Origin of the sequence: Affinundibacterium danionis (assembly GCF_042432465.1) — a bacterium.
Classification (GTDB): Bacteria; Pseudomonadota; Gammaproteobacteria; order Burkholderiales; family Burkholderiaceae_D; genus Undibacterium; species Undibacterium danionis.
The window spans coordinates 362,673-379,357 of sequence record NZ_JBHLXJ010000007.1 but is presented as its reverse complement, the minus strand read 5'-3'; the positions used below and the strand labels follow the sequence as shown (position 1 = coordinate 379,357).

The window sequence follows — 16,685 nt, the reverse complement described above, 5'->3', positions numbered from 1 at the left end:
TCGCTATCACTATCAAGTGCCCACATTTATTGACTGTTAATTGTTAAAGATCTTCAATTCTTTTCTGCTTTTGCTTCGAAGCGTTGTGTTCGTCAGCAGCAGAGAAACGAGATTATGCAGCACTTCTAACTTCTCGTCAACCCCCTGTTTTTTGTTTTGATTTAAATCGTTTCTTACTACTCGATTTAAACCTCAGGAAAATCAACGCTTTACCGCCTGCACTTCTCTTATTTCACACCCGCATTTCTGCGGGAGGCGAACTATAGCAAACTTTAGTCCTTTTGTGCAAGCCCAGATTATTTGGGGCATTTATTCAGTAACAGTTAAAATACGCCTTTGATTTATTGAGCACGCTTATTATGTTACGCCTTACTGACATACAACTTCCTCTTGACCATACCGATGCTGATTTAAAAGAGGCCATTCTTGCACGCCTAAAAATTAGCGCTGAGGATTTGATTAGTTTCACAATCTTCAAGCGCAGTTATGATGCACGCAAAAAGACTGCCATCCTACTTATATATACCATCGATGCAGAAGTGGCAGACGATGAAGCCTTGCTACATAAATTAAAAAGCATACAAGGCCAAAATAAAATCACCAAAACACCGGATACAAGCTACAAGTTTGTAACGCATGCAAAGGAAGGCAATTATCCTCGGCCAGTGGTTGTCGGATTTGGACCTTGCGGATTGTTCGCAGCATTAATATTGGCGCAAATGGGGTTTAAACCTATTGTATTAGAACGTGGCAAAGCGGTTCGAGAACGCACCAAAGATACTTGGGGCCTGTGGCGCAAGCGCGAACTCAATCCTGAATCCAATGTGCAGTTCGGCGAAGGTGGGGCGGGAACTTTCTCCGATGGCAAGCTTTACAGTCAGATCAAAGATCCTAAGCATTATGGTCGCAAAGTATTAACTGAGTTCGTTAAGGCTGGCGCACCAGAAGAAATTATGTACGTGAGCAAACCTCACATCGGCACCTTTCGCTTGGTAAAGATGATTGAAGAAATGCGTGCCAATATTATTGAATTGGGCGGGGAAATTCGCTTCGAACAAAAAGTAACTGACTTCGATATAAAAAATGGTGAAATTTACGGACTGACTACCAACGACCACGAAAAAATTCAAACAGACCATGTCGTGTTGGCGGTAGGACATAGTGCGCGCGACACATTTGAATTGGTACATGCCAAGGGAATTTATGTAGAGGCTAAGCCATTCTCCATTGGCTTTAGGATTGAACATCCGCAGTCAATTATTGATAAAGCCCGCTTTGGCCCCAACGCCGGTAACAAAATTTTGGGTGCAGCTGATTACAAATTAGTTCATCACGCAAAAAATGATCGTTCTGTATATAGTTTCTGCATGTGCCCTGGCGGTACGGTAGTAGCTGCCACCTCAGAACCTGGACGCGTAGTAACGAACGGCATGAGTCAATATTCGCGCAATGAACGCAATGCCAATAGCGCCATCGTTGTCGGCATCTCTCCTGAAATTGATTACCCCGGCAATCCTTTAGCAGGCATCGCACTGCAACGAGAATTAGAGCGCAAGGCATTTCTTCTTGGAGGCAGCACTTATAATGCACCGGGACAATTGATAGGCGACTTTTTAGCCAATCGCCCCTCGACTGAACTTGGCAGTGTTATTCCCTCGTACAAACCGGGTATTACTTTATGCAATCTGGCTGATGCATTACCTGCATTTGCAATCGAAGCGATGCGAGAAGCGATTCCTGAATTTGACAAACAAATTAAAGGATTTTCGCTAAACGATGCGATTCTCACGGGCGTCGAAACAAGGACTTCCTCACCAATTCGCATTAAGCGAAAAGATGACGACCTACAAAGTTTGAATACGAAGGGCTTGTACCCAGCAGGCGAAGGCGCGGGCTATGCCGGAGGAATACTTTCGGCAGCAATTGATGGAATTAAAGTAGCCGAAGCTTTGGCGCTTAATCTGGAAAAGAAATACGCATAAAAAAAGTGGCTGAAAAATTTTCAGCCACTCTCTTGCGAGTCACTTACGAGCCAATCCCTGCAAGTTGATACCACCCGAACATAAGCTCGTAGCAGAAAATAAGCAGTTTAAAAAATCTAATTCACCAAATCTTCCAGACCAGCCGCTAATTCTGCGACGGGAGGCATGTCATCCAATAAAACGGAAGCGTTCAGTCCTAATTTAGCTAAAACCTCATTAGGAATCGTGGCCTCACGCTCTTCGCGCGAATATTTATTCTCTTCGGCACGAGCACACCACACAGCCAAATGAATAACGGCAGCCATAGGCTCAAAAGTATTATGAGATAAAGGCTGAGGAAAAGCTTTAATGACACTGGCAAAATTATCAGGAAAGCGCCAGCGTTTGGCTAATTCTGCACCAACATCCGAATAGTCATAACCAAACGAGCTTTTTTCCACATCCAAGCGTCGCGAATCTAAAGGGCCCGCGATTTTATCAATCTGTAGCGTTTGCTCTGGCATTGCCGCATGCATCACCAATTGACCGATCGCATGCATTAAGCCGACCGTAAAAGCAAAATCAGAATTGCCTTGAACTTTCTTGGCGATCCATTTTGCGATGACCGCCGTGTGCATACTGTAACGCCAAAACTGTTTTAAATCGACACCCGGCATCGCCTTAAATCCACCGGTTAAACCACTACTGATAACCAGCGTCCGAACGGTCATGAATCCCAACATTAAAACTGCATCATCTACGGTACCAACACTGCGTGAGGCGTGGTAGTAGGAAGAATTTGCCAATCGCAACAACTTCGCACTAAGCACCTGATCGGCGGCCAATTTACCGGCAATCACGTCAATCGAAACATCTTCATTATTAAAACTATCAATGACTTCTTGCACCACTTTAGGAATCGTAGGCAATGCGTTTTGTTGCTGGAATAATGCGTCGAAATTCATAAAAATCCCCTAAGTATTACAGCAAATTATTTCACCATCAAAAATGACCTGAGCTAAGCCAATCTCAGGAAGATGAAAACTTAGTGCGGATTAAATTGATTAAAAATCCAAGAAGCGTATGCACTCGCTTCAAACCAATTATCGCCATCCACACGTAGAAATCATACTCTGTAAAATACCTTAGGGGAACATTTGCAATCAATTAATATTTACAAAAAAACGACAACTCATCTAGTCCTCATTCTTCCTTCACACCTTCAATTCCAAGTTCCTGAATTTTGCGACTGATCGTATTTCGACCTATACCCAAACGGATCGCTGCATCATTCTTTCGACCATGAGTATGTCTCAAAGCGGCTTTAATCAACACGGTTTCAAATTCACGCCCCAACTTATTCATGACTTCTGCCACATCCTGATTCAATAACTGCCCTGCCTGACGTTCCAATGCGAGACTCCAAGACGAACCACTCTGGGATATAGCGCCAACTTCGAGTGCATGGTTTGCACCTAAATTGTGCGTTGGCACCGCTGGATCAGCAGGTAAAAGTTCAACAGGCAAATCCAAAATTTCAACCACTTGGCCGGGTGCCATCACTGTGATCCAATTACATAAGTTTTCTAATTGCCGCACGTTACCGGGGAAATCTAGATTGGAGATATATGACAAAGCATGATCTGACAAACGCTTGGCATCAACGCCTAGTTGCTTGGCACTTTGCATTAAAAAATGTTTTGCTAACACTGGAATATCCTCACGTCGCTCACGCAAACTTGGCACGCGAAGACGTATAACGTTCAAGCGGTGAAATAAGTCTTCACGAAAGACTCCTTCCTTTACCCGAGCTTCGAGATTTTGGTGCGTCGCTGCGATCAAACGTACATTGGCTTTCAAAGGTTGATGACCACCTACGCGGTAAAAATGCCCATCTGACAGCACTCGTAATAAACGCGTCTGCAGATCAAACGGCATATCGCCAATCTCATCGAGGAATAAAGTGCCTCCTTCGGCCTGTTCAAAACGACCACGGCGTGCGGTCTGCGCACCAGTGAACGCACCACGTTCGTGTCCAAATAATTCAGATTCTAATAAGTCTTTGGGGATAGCTGCGGTATTTAGCGCGATGAATGGTTGATTAACTCTAGGACTGTGTTTATGAAGAGCCCGCGCAACTAACTCTTTACCACTACCGGACTCCCCCGTAATGAGCACGGTCACACTGGACTGCGACAAACGACCAATCGCGCGAAATACTTCCTGCATAGCTGAGGCATGTCCAAGTATCTCAGTCTCGACATCTTGAATTTGCTCTATCTTGGTCTCGCGCGCACTTTCTTCTAGAGCCCGACGAATCAACTCAACGGCCTTGGATAAATCAAATGGCTTCGCGAGATATTCAAACGCACCACCCTTAAATGCAGCCACCGCAGAATCCAAATCAGAAAAGGCCGTCATGATAATCACCGGCAAACTCGGTAGCCGCTGCTTAATTGTTTGGAGCAAATCAAGTCCAGAGGCACCATTCATACGAATGTCGGAAACCAAGACCTGCGGCTGCTCTTCATCCAAGGCGAGCAACACATCATCAGGGTTCGTGAAACTACGTGTTACCAGACCTTCGCGCGCCAAGGCTTTTTCTAAAACCCAGCGTATCGAATCATCATCGTCCACAATCCAAATGGTTTTCATCATTACTTAGTATTCCAAAGAGTAAATTCAGTTATAGCGCACCAGCAGGGAACCCACTTAAGGTAATGGAATCAATAAACGAAAGTCAGTACAACCAGGTCGACTTTCACAATCGATCACTCCTGCATGCTGCGTAATAAACGCTTGCGCCAATGTCAGACCCAAACCACTTCCACCGTCACGTCCAGAAACCAGAGGATAGAATATCCGGTCACGAATCGCGGGAGGAATACCAGGGCCGTTATCAATGATATGCAAATCTAATGCCAGCCTGTAACGTACCTTAGCCAAGGTCACTTGGCGCACTACCCGGGTTTTAAAAATAATCTCGGCATCACCTTCCGACATTCGCATGACGAGCGCCTGCGCTGCATTATGTGCAATGTTTAGGACAGCCTGAATCAACTGCTGTTGGTCGCCACGAAACTCTGGAATGGATAAATCATAGTCCCGCCTAATCAATAGACCTTTGGGAAATTCCGCCAGCATTAAACTGCGCACACGCTCACATACTTCGTGAATATTCACATCAGCGATGACCTGCGGCAGGCGATTCGGGGCCAATAGACGGTCTACCAAAACCTGCAAACGATCCGCCTCTTTAATAATGACTTGGGTGTACTCGCGCAGTTCTTTGGCATCTCGCTCTGGCAACTCCAATTCCAAAAGTTGTGCTGCTCCACGAATGCCACCCAAAGGATTCTTAATTTCGTGCGCTAGATTACGGATCAACTCTTTGTTTTCTTTATTTTGATCTTGCATGCGCTCTTCTCTATCCAACTTTAACTGTTGGACATTTTCGCGCAACTCAATCAACACTGGCGTGTCTGGTAGATCCAAGGCAGTCACAATACTATAGACATGCAACGGCTCTCGGCCGTTACGTTCCAATATTAGATCTTGGCGCTTGTCAGCAAACTGATGCTCTATAGCTTGTTGAAACCCATCCAAAAGTTCAACACCATTCAAAAATAAATTACTGAGTTGGGTATTGAGCAGTAATTTAAACGGTCGCTCTAATAGATTTTCTGCCGCAGGATTCGCATACACAATACAACCCTGTGGATTTAACACCAGCACGGAAGACGCTAGCAAATCTAATCCAGCAAATTGATTCATGGACTCAAGCATTATGCAATCTAAACATTATTCAAATTAAGGACCACTAAAATTAAGCATGATAAAAATGAAAAAGGTCGCGATTGCGACCTAATGCGACCTAGTGCCAGCTATGGCAACCGTAGCTGAGTTACATAGATCAAAATTTTATTTAAGGTTGCCAATCTCTCGTTTTAGTGCCTCAATATTTTTTTCGGTACGCGCAATATCATTTTTCAGATTATTAACACGTTCTACATACTTGGAGGGCATCCGTTCATCAGCTCGACGCTCTACTTCGCCACCGTTATATTCCTTTTTAAGCGCTTCTAATTTTTGTTCTTCGACTTTCAATTCATCAATCAAAATTTGCTTGCGATCTGAGTCACGCGCTTTCTGCGTACTATCATCTACTTTGGGGAAATTAGCTGGGCTGGCAGTTGATTTCGCGGTAGTTGTTTTTTTATTCGCACTAGCGGGCGCAGGCACCGCACTGCTAGGCAAATCTAATAACTTACATCCCTTGGTCACACCGGTATTTCGATAATCTTTCTTGCCATTCGCATCAGTACAGACATAGATCTGTGCATAAGCAGAAGAACTAAAGACAAACAAGAAACTTAGACCAATCAAATATTGCTTCATAGTGAGTCGCTTCGTGGTAAATAACGGGCTTAGTGTATGCCAAGCGACGATTTTTCACAATTGCCAAGCTCATTTCAAGCACGACTCGCGCTTACTCTGCCAATAAAACCTGACTACAGAACAAAAAAGCGGGGCATACCCCGCTTTCTATAGACCACTAATTACAGTGAGTAGTACATATCAAACTCAGCTGGATGCGTAGTCATGCGCATACGCTGCACTTCTTGCATCTTCAATTCGATGTAAGCATCGATCATGCTGTCACTAAATACGCCGCCACGTGTCAAGAATTCGCGATCTTTGTTCAATGCATCCAAAGCTTCTTCTAAAGAGGCACATACTGTTGGGATCAATGCGTCTTCTTCTGGTGGCAAATGATACAAATCTTTCGATGCTGCTTCTCCTGGGTGAATCTTGTTTTGCACGCCATCTAAACCAGCCATCATCAATGCAGAGAAGCACAAGTATGGATTCGCCAGTGGATCTGGGAAACGCGCTTCAACACGACGCGCTTTTGGATTCGCTACGTATGGGATACGGATAGAAGCGGAACGGTTCTTCGCAGAGTAAGCCAATTTCACTGGTGCTTCATAACCTGGAACCAAACGCTTGTAAGAGTTTGTACCTGGATTAGTGATTGCATTCAGTGCTTTAGCGTGCTTGATGATACCGCCGATGTAGTACAAAGCGAAATCAGATAAACCTGCATAGCCGTCGCCTGCGAACAGGTTTTTGCCGTCTTTCCAGATAGATTGATGCACGTGCATACCAGAGCCGTTGTCACCAACGATAGGCTTCGGCATGAAAGTCGCTGTCTTGCCGTAAGTGTGCGCAACATTCCATACAACGTATTTCAAGTTTTGCGTCCAGTCAGCGCGCTCTACCAAAGTAGAAAACTTAGTACCAATTTCATTTTGACCAGCGCCAGCTACTTCATGGTGATGCACTTCAACTGGAATACCCAAGGATTCCAAAATCAAGCACATTTCTGAACGCATATCTTGGAAGCTATCAACTGGTGGTACTGGGAAGTAACCGCCTTTGACCGTTGGACGATGGCCTGTATTGCCGCCTTCAAGTTTTTCGCCCGTTGTCCAAGAAGCTTCATCGGAATCAATTTTCACGAAGCAACCAGACATGTCAATTTTCCAGCGTACGCTATCAAAAATAAAGAATTCTGGTTCTGGACCGAAGTAAGCTGTGTCGCCAATGCCAGAGGATTTCAAGTAAGCTTCAGCACGTTTTGCAATGGAACGCGGATCGCGATCATAACCTTTACCATCTGCGGGCTCAATCACGTCACACTGCATGAACAATGTCGTTTCTTCCATGAATGGATCAATATTCGCTGTGTTTGGATCTGGCATCAAAAGCATATCGGACGCTTCGATACCTTTCCAACCTGCGATAGAAGAACCGTCAAACGCATGACCCGATTCGAACTTATCGATATCAAATGCGGAAATTGGCACAGTAACATGCTGTTCTTTACCGCGAGTATCCGCGAAACGGAAATCAACGAATTTAACTTCGTTGTCTTTCGCCATCTTCAACACTTCTGCTGGGGTCATTGCCATTTGAAACTCCTCAATCGTTCAAAAAACGTTCAAAAATAAGTGTAGGAACTACTAGAGCTACTGCATCAATACAAGTATCACTGCGATTTTTCTTCATTTTCTACCTACCATATGACCTTGGCATTTCAAAACGCACCATCACAATGCAAATAGGAAACTAGAATACGACGAGGATATTAGCAGAAAGCGTGCCATGTACAAGTAAAAGGAGACAACAAAATCAGCATTATTAAGTCATTGTTTTATATGGAAAAATCAAAATCAGCATAATTTATTAATTAATTCGCAAAATACATAGCGCACCAAATTGACGCCAACATTTCCATTAGCACTAATTTAGTGCAAAAATAATGCACCAAAACAGTGCTTAACTTGCAGCAACAATATTACCTGAAATGGCACTTTAAACAATAGCATTAGATCTCACTTTGTTTTTGAATCAAGCTTTGACCGCGCAACGCACAAGTCTTTTGGTAAGATTCTTAAATCAAAGTAAATTGCAAACTCAACTATCAACGGTCTGGACATTAGCCGCCAGGATCAATGTCCGCAAGATCACTAACGAAAACGGTAAGAACACATAAAGGAATGCTATGAAGGAGCTCATCGACAAAGCCAAACAACGCGGACTGGAACAAAATCTGCCGTATGCAGGTGCCGTGACACCTGAAGAAGCCTATCTTTTACTCCAGGCTGATAACAGCGTAATACTGCTAGATGTCCGCACCAATGCAGAGCGAGATTGGGTTGGCCGAGTCAATCTCCCAGAAGAACAGCACAAAGCAGTCCAATGGAGTCTCTACCCAGACGGCACACCCAATCCTGATTTTCTGATGCAATTGCAAAGCGCCGTTATCAACAAGAACGCGACTATCTTGTTCTTATGCCGATCCGGAGTGCGCTCACGTCACGGCGCCAAGTTAGCCACGGAACATGGCTATACGGCGTGCTTTGATATTTTGCAAGGTTTTGAGGGAGACAAGGATGCCCATGGCCATCGCAAAACGGTAGGTGGCTGGTGTTCGGCGGATTTGCCTTGGCTGGGTGCTTAGAAAATTGTTGGGCTTCACTCTGCTCAGCGCCAACCTATAAGGTGTAGTTTGGTACTGAATAAAACGAAGCCCAACAGGAAGCAACAATCTGTTTACAAATTACATGAACTTGTAACTCGCTGAGACGCTAATCACACGTCCAAACAAATTCAAAGCGTGGTTATAACCTTCCCAACCGTAAGGATCATAGAAGGGTTTGGTATTCAAAACATTCTTGATATTCAAACCCAAACGCAGATCTTTAACAGGTGTCCAGCCCAGACTTAAACTCACGGTTTTAAATGCAGGCGCACCACCGCAATTATTGGGCGCGACGGCAACATCGGCCGCAGTACAAGATTGCGGGTTATTATGTTCCTCGTCATTCTTGTCATAGGCCCACTTCGAACCACCGGTGTAATTGACGAACACGCTAGTGGTGAAATCACCATATTGCCAATCAACGTTTAAGTTCGCGCGCAATTTTGGATTACCGTAATAACCGACATAATTTTGCGAAAAACCCGAACCATCATCACCGTTATAGGCATTGCGATTCATGATCGTCGCTGACGAACCAAAGTTCAGTTTGCCATAAACGCCGAGATTAAAACGCGCGTGCGCATCAATATCAAACCCGTCTATCATGGTACGACCGCGATTCATATACTTATTGGTCAGCCCTGCCAAAATACCTACTGAATACTTAGGCACACCACCCGCACAAGCGGCCGCATTTGCCGCGTTGGCGCACATGCTCGCGACAGCCGCCATATTTGCTTTATCAAAATCGGTAATCGGGGCACGTACTGCATTCGGCGCACCGATCAAAGCTGGACCGTATTTCTCGACGGCCTGATCATAAACTTCGGTAAAATCCTGACGCACGATTTCATTGCGACGATATACGAACCAATAATCAGCCGAGATATCGAACTGTTTGCTCGCTTGATAGACTAATCCTAGGGTACTGATTTTGGCTTTTTCCGGTTGTAAATTCGGATTAGGTGGTGTCAAGCCGCCGATATTAATGCTGCAATTAGAGTTTAATAAAGACTTGCCCAACTCTTGATCTGTAGCACTGACCGATTTCATCAAAGTTTTTGCAATAGCATTGGTCTCATCACAACGCACGGTATCACGCATACCACCACGCTGCGCGTACACACCGCCTACACCAGACTCCGCCAAGTTCGGCGCCCGGAAGCCTTGCGAGTAAGTACTGCGTATCAGCAAATCTGTGATTGGACGATAACTGACGCCAATTTTTGGTGCCAAGTTAGCTGCGAAATTCGGATACTTATCAATCCGCGCAGCGGTATTCACTTCTAAATTTTTCGCCAAAGGAAAGATGGCTTCTCCAAACACCGCAGCGATCGTGCGTGAGCCATCAAACCAAGAACCGCCTTGTTGCGTGATCTTACCGTCGGCAGCATCTTTATTGCCCGGCGTTTCAAACTCTTCACGCATCAAGTTCACACCAAAAGCCGCGCGCGCATCACCTGCTGGCATTTTGAATAAACTACCTTCAAGCTTGGCATCCCAAGTGACTAATTTAGTCCAAGATTGAATATCAAAAGTCGGATAAGCTTGACGTAAAAGCTCTGCGTTTTTATCGCTGATCACGCCAAATTGGTAGGCTGGATTATCGGCGATATAAGTACGTTTTGTCACAGGATCAACCGTGAACGGACCGAAGGCTTTTTCGAATCCATCTTTGTTCACATTGATCGTTTGATACAACGTGGAATGACTGCCCGCAACCGCCAAAGCTGATTCAAAATCCCATTGCCCCAAAGAGCCACGCACACCCGCCATGGCGCGATAAGTTTTATCGGTATTTTGCTGGCCGAAGTGGCCTTTAGCATCTTGCATCAAATACGTCAAACCTGCCGCACCGCCCATCTTGTCCTTTAGATCGGCACTCATGTTTTTCAGGTACACATTGTTCGGCCCCAAGTAAGGATAGGTAAAGGTGTTAAGCGAGGTTCCCGTATTGCGTGAATACCAGTTTGCAGTACCGCCACCACTACTAAAGGAGCGCGGACCGTTCTCACCACGCATATCAATGTCGGTGTAAGCAACTTCACCAAACCCTTCCCAATCATTCGCCAGTTGTACGCGACCACTGACAAAAAGAGTTGCGCGATCAGACTTCGGTCCGGTATCTAAGGAGTAAGGTAAAGTATTCCAAACGCAGCGTGTGCCTGAGCCTTCGGTAATAAAAGTAGAACAGCCGGGTGCCGCCTGTTGATAGCGCTTATTATTCGCATTCTTATCAAACACAAATAAGGTACCTGGATTTAATTGCCCAGGCTGACTGCCTTCAGTGATGCGGAAATTACTGATGAAACTAGGATTATTTTTATAAAATTGATCCGGACGCTTCAAATAAGTATCTTCTAAAGCAATACGATCACGCTTATACAAATTCACCGAGCCATAAACATTATATTTGTCCTGTGCTAAGTCACCGAAACCAAACAAAGCGCTGGCCTGACGTTCGCCATACGATTTGACATCGCGTGAACTGTCAAAGGTCGCGCTAGCTTGCATACCTTTATAAGATTTCTTGGTGATGATATTGATCACGCCTGCGACAGCGTCAGAGCCGTACACCGCAGAAGCGCCGTCAGTTAACACCTCCATGCGTTCAATTGCAGCAGCGGGAATCGCATCGATATTTACAAATTGCGTTTGAAAGCCTTCGGGCGCGCCATAAAAAGACAAGCGACGTCCGTTCAATAAAATCAAAGTTCCTTGCGCTCCCAGCCCACGTAAATTCGCTTGTGAAGCACCATCAGAACCGGTGAACATAGAACGGAAATCTTGTTGCGCGGGACGAGCTGCAGGCAGATTATCAAGCACTTGCAACAGCGTGCGTGCTCCCATATTTTCAATTTGTTTGGAATCTATAATTTGCACTGGGGACGCAGTTTCTGCGTTCACACGTTTGATACTAGAGCCTGTCACTTCAACTCTTTGTACTTTCTCTTCTTTATTCTCAAGTTTTTCTTGCGCCTCTTGCGCATAAGCACAAGCGATGGAAGCGTATCCCACCGCAGTCAAGGCAATCACTATTTTTTTCAGTTTCATTCTTGTCTCCTTTGTTTGAATATCGATGCCAATGTAAGGACACCATCAGGATGACATGCACAAAATAAGAACACGCAGGCATACAGAGTGTGTCGTACTAATGAAAGATAAAGGAAAAATAAGGAGCGCAACAGCGAGGAATGTTTAAGCCATCATCAAGAAAAATTAGATGACTATACCGAAGAAAAGACAGTAAGAAAGAGCGCACTCATTGAAGAATATTTTTCGCTAAATACTGCTACTCAATACCCCAACTAAATACGCGCTACTTTTTCAAATAACAGATCGTAAAAAACAGATCGCTAAAATATCGAAGCGCTAAGCCATAGCCAAAGCACGCCACGCGAGGACATAGGCATCAGCACTCGCTCTCACTTGAGCAACACTCCATCCCGCTTTATATAAATTTGAACCTAGGCCAAATCCTTGCGCGCCAGCATCGACATACACTTGCAGTCCATCTGGTTTTACGCCGCCAACTGGCAAACATATCGTCTGCGCTGGCAATACGGTACGCCACGCTTTCAATACCGAGGGTGGCACGCTTTCGGAGGGAAATAGTTTCAAAGCATCAGCTCCTGCGTGTAAGGCGGCAAAGGATTCGGTCAAGGTAGCCACGCCAGGTGTACACAGCATATCCAAAGATTTTGCAGCACGAATTACTGCCGTATCGGCATGTGGCATCACGATCAAGCGCCCGCCCACTTGATGCACATCAGCGACTTGATCAGGCGTCATTACCGTCCCCGCTCCAATCAAACAATCTTTGGGCAACTGTTCTACCAGTAAGCGAATACTGGCAATCGCATCTGGCGAATTTAATGGAATCTCTATACAACGAAAACCTGCATCGTAAATCGTGCGTGCGATAGCGACGCATTCATTGTTTTGTATGCCACGCAAAATCGCAATCAAAGGAATCGGTGATAGGTAGCTTGATAGATTAGAGTTCATAGAAATTTTTGTAGTAGAAACAAAGAAAAACGCTCTCACCCAAAATAACATGGTGAGAGCGTACTGACAAGAATACAAATACGGCGTATCGCCTATAAAAGTAATAGACGAACCACAGACTCAAAATTAAAAATTAGAACTTGTAATTGTATTCAGCCGTTAAACGTGCGGAACGAGGCCCGATGCGGTTTCCGCCCTGCAAGTAAGTTGGGCTAATGTTACCGCTACCACTATTAGACCCACTACTTTCTGAATTAAAAGTCCGGCTATCAAATACATTGAACACATCGACCTTCAAATTCAAGCCTTTAATTGCTGCTGGTTGATACGATACATTCATGTCTAATTGTGAGGTCCATGGCATGCGACCACGGCTGCCACGTGGCGAAGGTTTGCCGCCATCTGCATCGCAGAAGAAGAAATAATTACCCGCATAATGACCCACATCCTGTCCCGCGGACTCGGGCAATTGTCCTAAACAATTACGTGGACGACCCGAAGCGATCTGTACATTAGCACCTATCATCCATTCTGGTGCAACTTGATAGAAACCATAGGCTTTAATCACATGAGTACGATCACCAGACAAAGGACCATAGGCGTTGTAAGCTAATTCTTTGTAGTCCGAACCTGCGCTTAATCCGACGTCACCACCTGCAACACCCGAATCAGTCTGCCCTTCAGTATTGCCAACGCTACGCGACCAAGTGTAATTGACTTTGCCGTACCAGCCGTCTTTGAATGGGTGTTCGAGGAAGAAATTCAAAGCAGTATAGGTACGTTTCACTTTAGGCAGCCCGATGTCTTCGGCCGTCAAATGCGCTTTCACCAAAGCACTGCCACTACCAGAGCCGTGTGGATCAAACCAAACCGTATTCGCTTCGCCCGTATTAATCACCATACACCAAGATGGATACAAGCTATTTTCTGCACCGCCAGTATCGGCTTCTAAGTTAGGATAACCATTACGTTTGCCCCAAGCATAAATCGGACGTGGATCGCAAGTATCATCGTAGCTAGTGCGCAATATGCGATAGGTGCCCATCACACCGAAATTCAATTTTGCGGAAATCGCTTTTTCAAACCCTATCGACATTTCATCTTGGTAGAAAGGCTTAATATTTTCTGCTGCGACCGAACGCGCATCCGGTGAAGTATTGATGTTCACAATCACATCACTGATAGGTTTCATCCCTTGTGGCAAGCCCGTTACTGCGTCAACGCCGGTATAGGTGTAATAACGCGTGGTCGTCTTCAACTCCGAACCCATATTGCCGACCAAATTCGTCGGTACTGGCATGAAGTAACGCCCCGCATTGGCGAATGCTTTGAAACTGCCATCGCGATTTACATCCCAAGTCACACCTAAACGCGGCGCAATTTGACGCGTCTGTGAAATCACAAGCTCGCCCTTGTTGTTATAGTTGTGAAATTGTTCGTTACGCAAACCCAAATCTAACAGAACGTTGTCAGTAACTTGATAGCGGTCTTGTATATATTGCGCGGATTGATTGGTCGTCGGTGCACCGGATTTAAAATAAGTGCCTTCGGAAACATAAAAACCTTGCGTACCAAATCCACCACCTTGAGCCAAAGTTAAATTAGCACCGCCCGGCATCCACGTCGTTGGATTATTATGATACAAGTAGCTATAGCTCTTACCACCGGGGCGAGTCGCACCGACCCATGAGGCGGCTTTGTTGTAGTCGATACCGCCGCGTAATGCATGATTACCCAACTTGTATTCAAGATCCAAACGCAGGGTTTGTTGTTCATCCCGCGCATCGGGACGTACTTGATCACCAAACGGTTGCGGGTTACTCGATGGGTAAGTTAAACCCGGAGCACGAGAAGTCACTGAGCTGCTGACTGAACTAATGGCCGGGTTGTAACCATAAGGAATCACACGCGGTGTCGTATTCGATTTGCCGTATAAAGCGGTAACGGTCAGATCGTCCGTCAGATAGCCCGTGTACTTAAAGATGTGATCGGTACTACCAGGGCTACTACCACCACTACCACCGCGCGTATTACCTGCATTCCACACGGTTGTTCCATTCCGTTTCACGTCATCATGCGTTAGTGTGGCGTAATTAAATCCATAACTGGACGAAGTATTTTTTGATTGATCGAGAATATAGGTGTACTCAAAATGATGGTCGTCAGTTAAGTTGAAATCAATCTTCGCCAGATAACGCCCCACTTCTCCCTTATTAACGGACCAGCCGCTCGCGTTGTAATTGGTATCGGAACTAGCACCAACAGATTCGCTATTGGAACGTGTTTGTTCTAATGCAGTAAAGATAAACAATTTATTTTTAATCAGTGGACCGCCAGCATAGATGCCCAAAGTCTTACTCGACGACGCATTGTCACGTGCGTAAAATTGCAGCTTGCCATCGGTCTTAGGATTGTCGCCAGTATTGGGGAAATAAGTATTTAACTGGCGCGCACTCAAACTTGATGGTGCAATTGATAAACGCGCACCGACTTCCCAATTATTGGTGCCGCTCTTAGTCGTGATATTCACCACACCACCTGTGGCACGACCAAACTCTGAGCTATAACCCCCCGATAAGACTTGTGCATTGGCAATCGCGCCAAAAGGTAATTCCGATGCGCCGACTTGCGTCAGGATATTGGTGACGGGAAAGCCATTGATGTAGTAGGCATTTTCAGACACACTGGCACCGCCAAAACTGGAGACATTGCCGTAATAGCCAGAGACGTTTCTGACCGTTCCTGGCGCCAAAGCGACAATCGCCTGCACGTTCTGCGACATCGGCAGCTTGACTAATTCTTTGGAAGTAAACACCGTACCATTATTGGTATTCGACACGTCAATCCGATTAATCTTCGCTTGCACGGTCACGGTTTGTATGTCGGTATTAAACGACGCTTCTACACCTTGCCCGATCAAAGATTCAACATCCAAGGTTTTTTCGACTTTGCCATCGCGTATCAGCTTCACTTGGTAACGCCCCGGTGGCATAGAGGTCGCTTGATACTTGCCTTTGGCATCTGGCGTCACCACACGGGTGACACCAGTAGCGGCATTTTCAAGTACGACAGTCACGCCTGTTTGCGCCGTAACTTGTCCGAAAATTGTACCAGTCGCATTGGATTGCGCCATGCCGACGCCAGAAACGCCGAAAGTTAACAAGGCAGTGCCAAATGCCAAGGCAAGTGCGCGCGCCATGACTGAATGTTGTATAGGTTTAGTGGATATAGACATGATCGTTTCAATTAGAATAAAACCAAGTTAGAACGGAATTGGCGTTAACAAAGTAATGTAAAACAAGACCTCTAGCATGCCGTCATCGCGGGCGGTGCTAAGCAGTCATGTTCATCATTAGGTTTATGTTTGCAAAACATGTGAAATTTCTTATTCACCAGCAGCAATCGTGCGGAAACAATTCTTATGAAATTGCAGAAATCAACATGAAATCAAATGCAAAATGGTGTTGGCATAAAAAAGTCTATTCAGGTCTTAGTTTTGATGCCAACGACTTAAACTTAACTGCTCATTCAGTTTTATTTGAGGAAATGGTAGTGGTGTTTTTTTAATCGGCCATTTGCCAATCAAATCGTCGCCAACAGAGAGAGATAAAGGCACAGCAATGGTGTACAGCACGAATCTGGAATTCATTGCGCTCATTTAGTTTTTT

11 protein-coding genes are annotated in these 16,685 nt (G+C 45.2%); 2 read left to right on the top strand and 9 right to left on the bottom strand.

The features are described from left to right. Positions 1-359 precede the first annotated feature (359 nt). Positions 360-1,982: an NAD(P)/FAD-dependent oxidoreductase gene (locus tag ACFFJH_RS07315; RefSeq protein WP_390211316.1), complete on the top strand. Its 1,623-nt coding sequence runs from the start codon at positions 360-362 to the stop codon at positions 1,980-1,982. 116 nt (positions 1,983-2,098) lie between these two features. Here the strand turns inward: ACFFJH_RS07315 and ACFFJH_RS07310 are convergent, their stop codons facing one another. The 5 genes from ACFFJH_RS07310 to glnA form a co-directional block, all read right to left on the bottom strand. Further along, on the bottom strand, positions 2,099-2,926 hold the full coding sequence (locus ACFFJH_RS07310; protein ID WP_390211314.1) for an HDOD domain-containing protein: 828 nt from the start codon (positions 2,924-2,926) through the stop codon (positions 2,099-2,101). 238 nt (positions 2,927-3,164) lie between these two features. Then, entirely contained in the window at positions 3,165-4,616 is a 1,452-nt protein-coding gene (ntrC, locus tag ACFFJH_RS07305; protein WP_390211330.1) for a nitrogen regulation protein NR(I), read from the bottom strand. A 57-nt stretch (positions 4,617-4,673) separates the two neighbouring features. Beyond that, on the bottom strand, positions 4,674-5,735 hold the full coding sequence (gene glnL, locus ACFFJH_RS07300; protein WP_390211312.1) for a nitrogen regulation protein NR(II): 1,062 nt from the start codon (positions 5,733-5,735) through the stop codon (positions 4,674-4,676). A 147-nt stretch (positions 5,736-5,882) separates the two neighbouring features. Then, a complete protein-coding gene (locus tag ACFFJH_RS07295) occupies positions 5,883-6,359 on the bottom strand; it encodes a DUF4124 domain-containing protein (RefSeq protein WP_390211310.1) in 477 nt (158 codons plus the stop codon). Between the two features lie 161 nt (positions 6,360-6,520). Further along, positions 6,521-7,936, bottom strand: coding sequence for a type I glutamate--ammonia ligase (gene glnA / locus ACFFJH_RS07290; protein WP_390211308.1), 1,416 nt, complete (start codon positions 7,934-7,936; stop codon positions 6,521-6,523). Positions 7,937-8,529: 593 nt separating this feature from the next. Here glnA and ACFFJH_RS07285 point away from each other — a divergent pair. After that, the gene (locus ACFFJH_RS07285) at positions 8,530-8,988 is read left to right on the top strand and encodes a rhodanese-like domain-containing protein (protein ID WP_390211307.1); all 459 of its coding nucleotides are present in this window, start codon (positions 8,530-8,532) and stop codon (positions 8,986-8,988) included. Positions 8,989-9,087: 99 nt separating this feature from the next. Here the strand turns inward: ACFFJH_RS07285 and ACFFJH_RS07280 are convergent, their stop codons facing one another. From ACFFJH_RS07280 to ACFFJH_RS07265, 4 genes are all read right to left on the bottom strand, one after another. Continuing rightward, positions 9,088-12,063 carry a TonB-dependent receptor plug domain-containing protein gene (locus ACFFJH_RS07280; protein WP_390211306.1) on the bottom strand — a complete coding sequence of 992 codons (2,976 nt, stop codon included), beginning with the start codon at positions 12,061-12,063 and terminating at the stop codon, positions 9,088-9,090. Between the two features lie 318 nt (positions 12,064-12,381). Beyond that, entirely contained in the window at positions 12,382-13,017 is a 636-nt protein-coding gene (locus ACFFJH_RS07275; protein ID WP_390211304.1) for a 2-dehydro-3-deoxy-6-phosphogalactonate aldolase, read from the bottom strand. A gap of 133 nt (positions 13,018-13,150) precedes the next feature. Continuing rightward, positions 13,151-16,252 carry a TonB-dependent receptor gene (locus ACFFJH_RS07270; RefSeq protein ID WP_390211301.1) on the bottom strand — a complete coding sequence of 1,034 codons (3,102 nt, stop codon included), beginning with the start codon at positions 16,250-16,252 and terminating at the stop codon, positions 13,151-13,153. A gap of 255 nt (positions 16,253-16,507) precedes the next feature. Further along, complete coding sequence (locus ACFFJH_RS07265) at positions 16,508-16,666, bottom strand: hypothetical protein (protein ID WP_390211300.1); 159 nt, start codon at positions 16,664-16,666, stop codon at positions 16,508-16,510. Positions 16,667-16,685 lie beyond the last annotated feature (19 nt).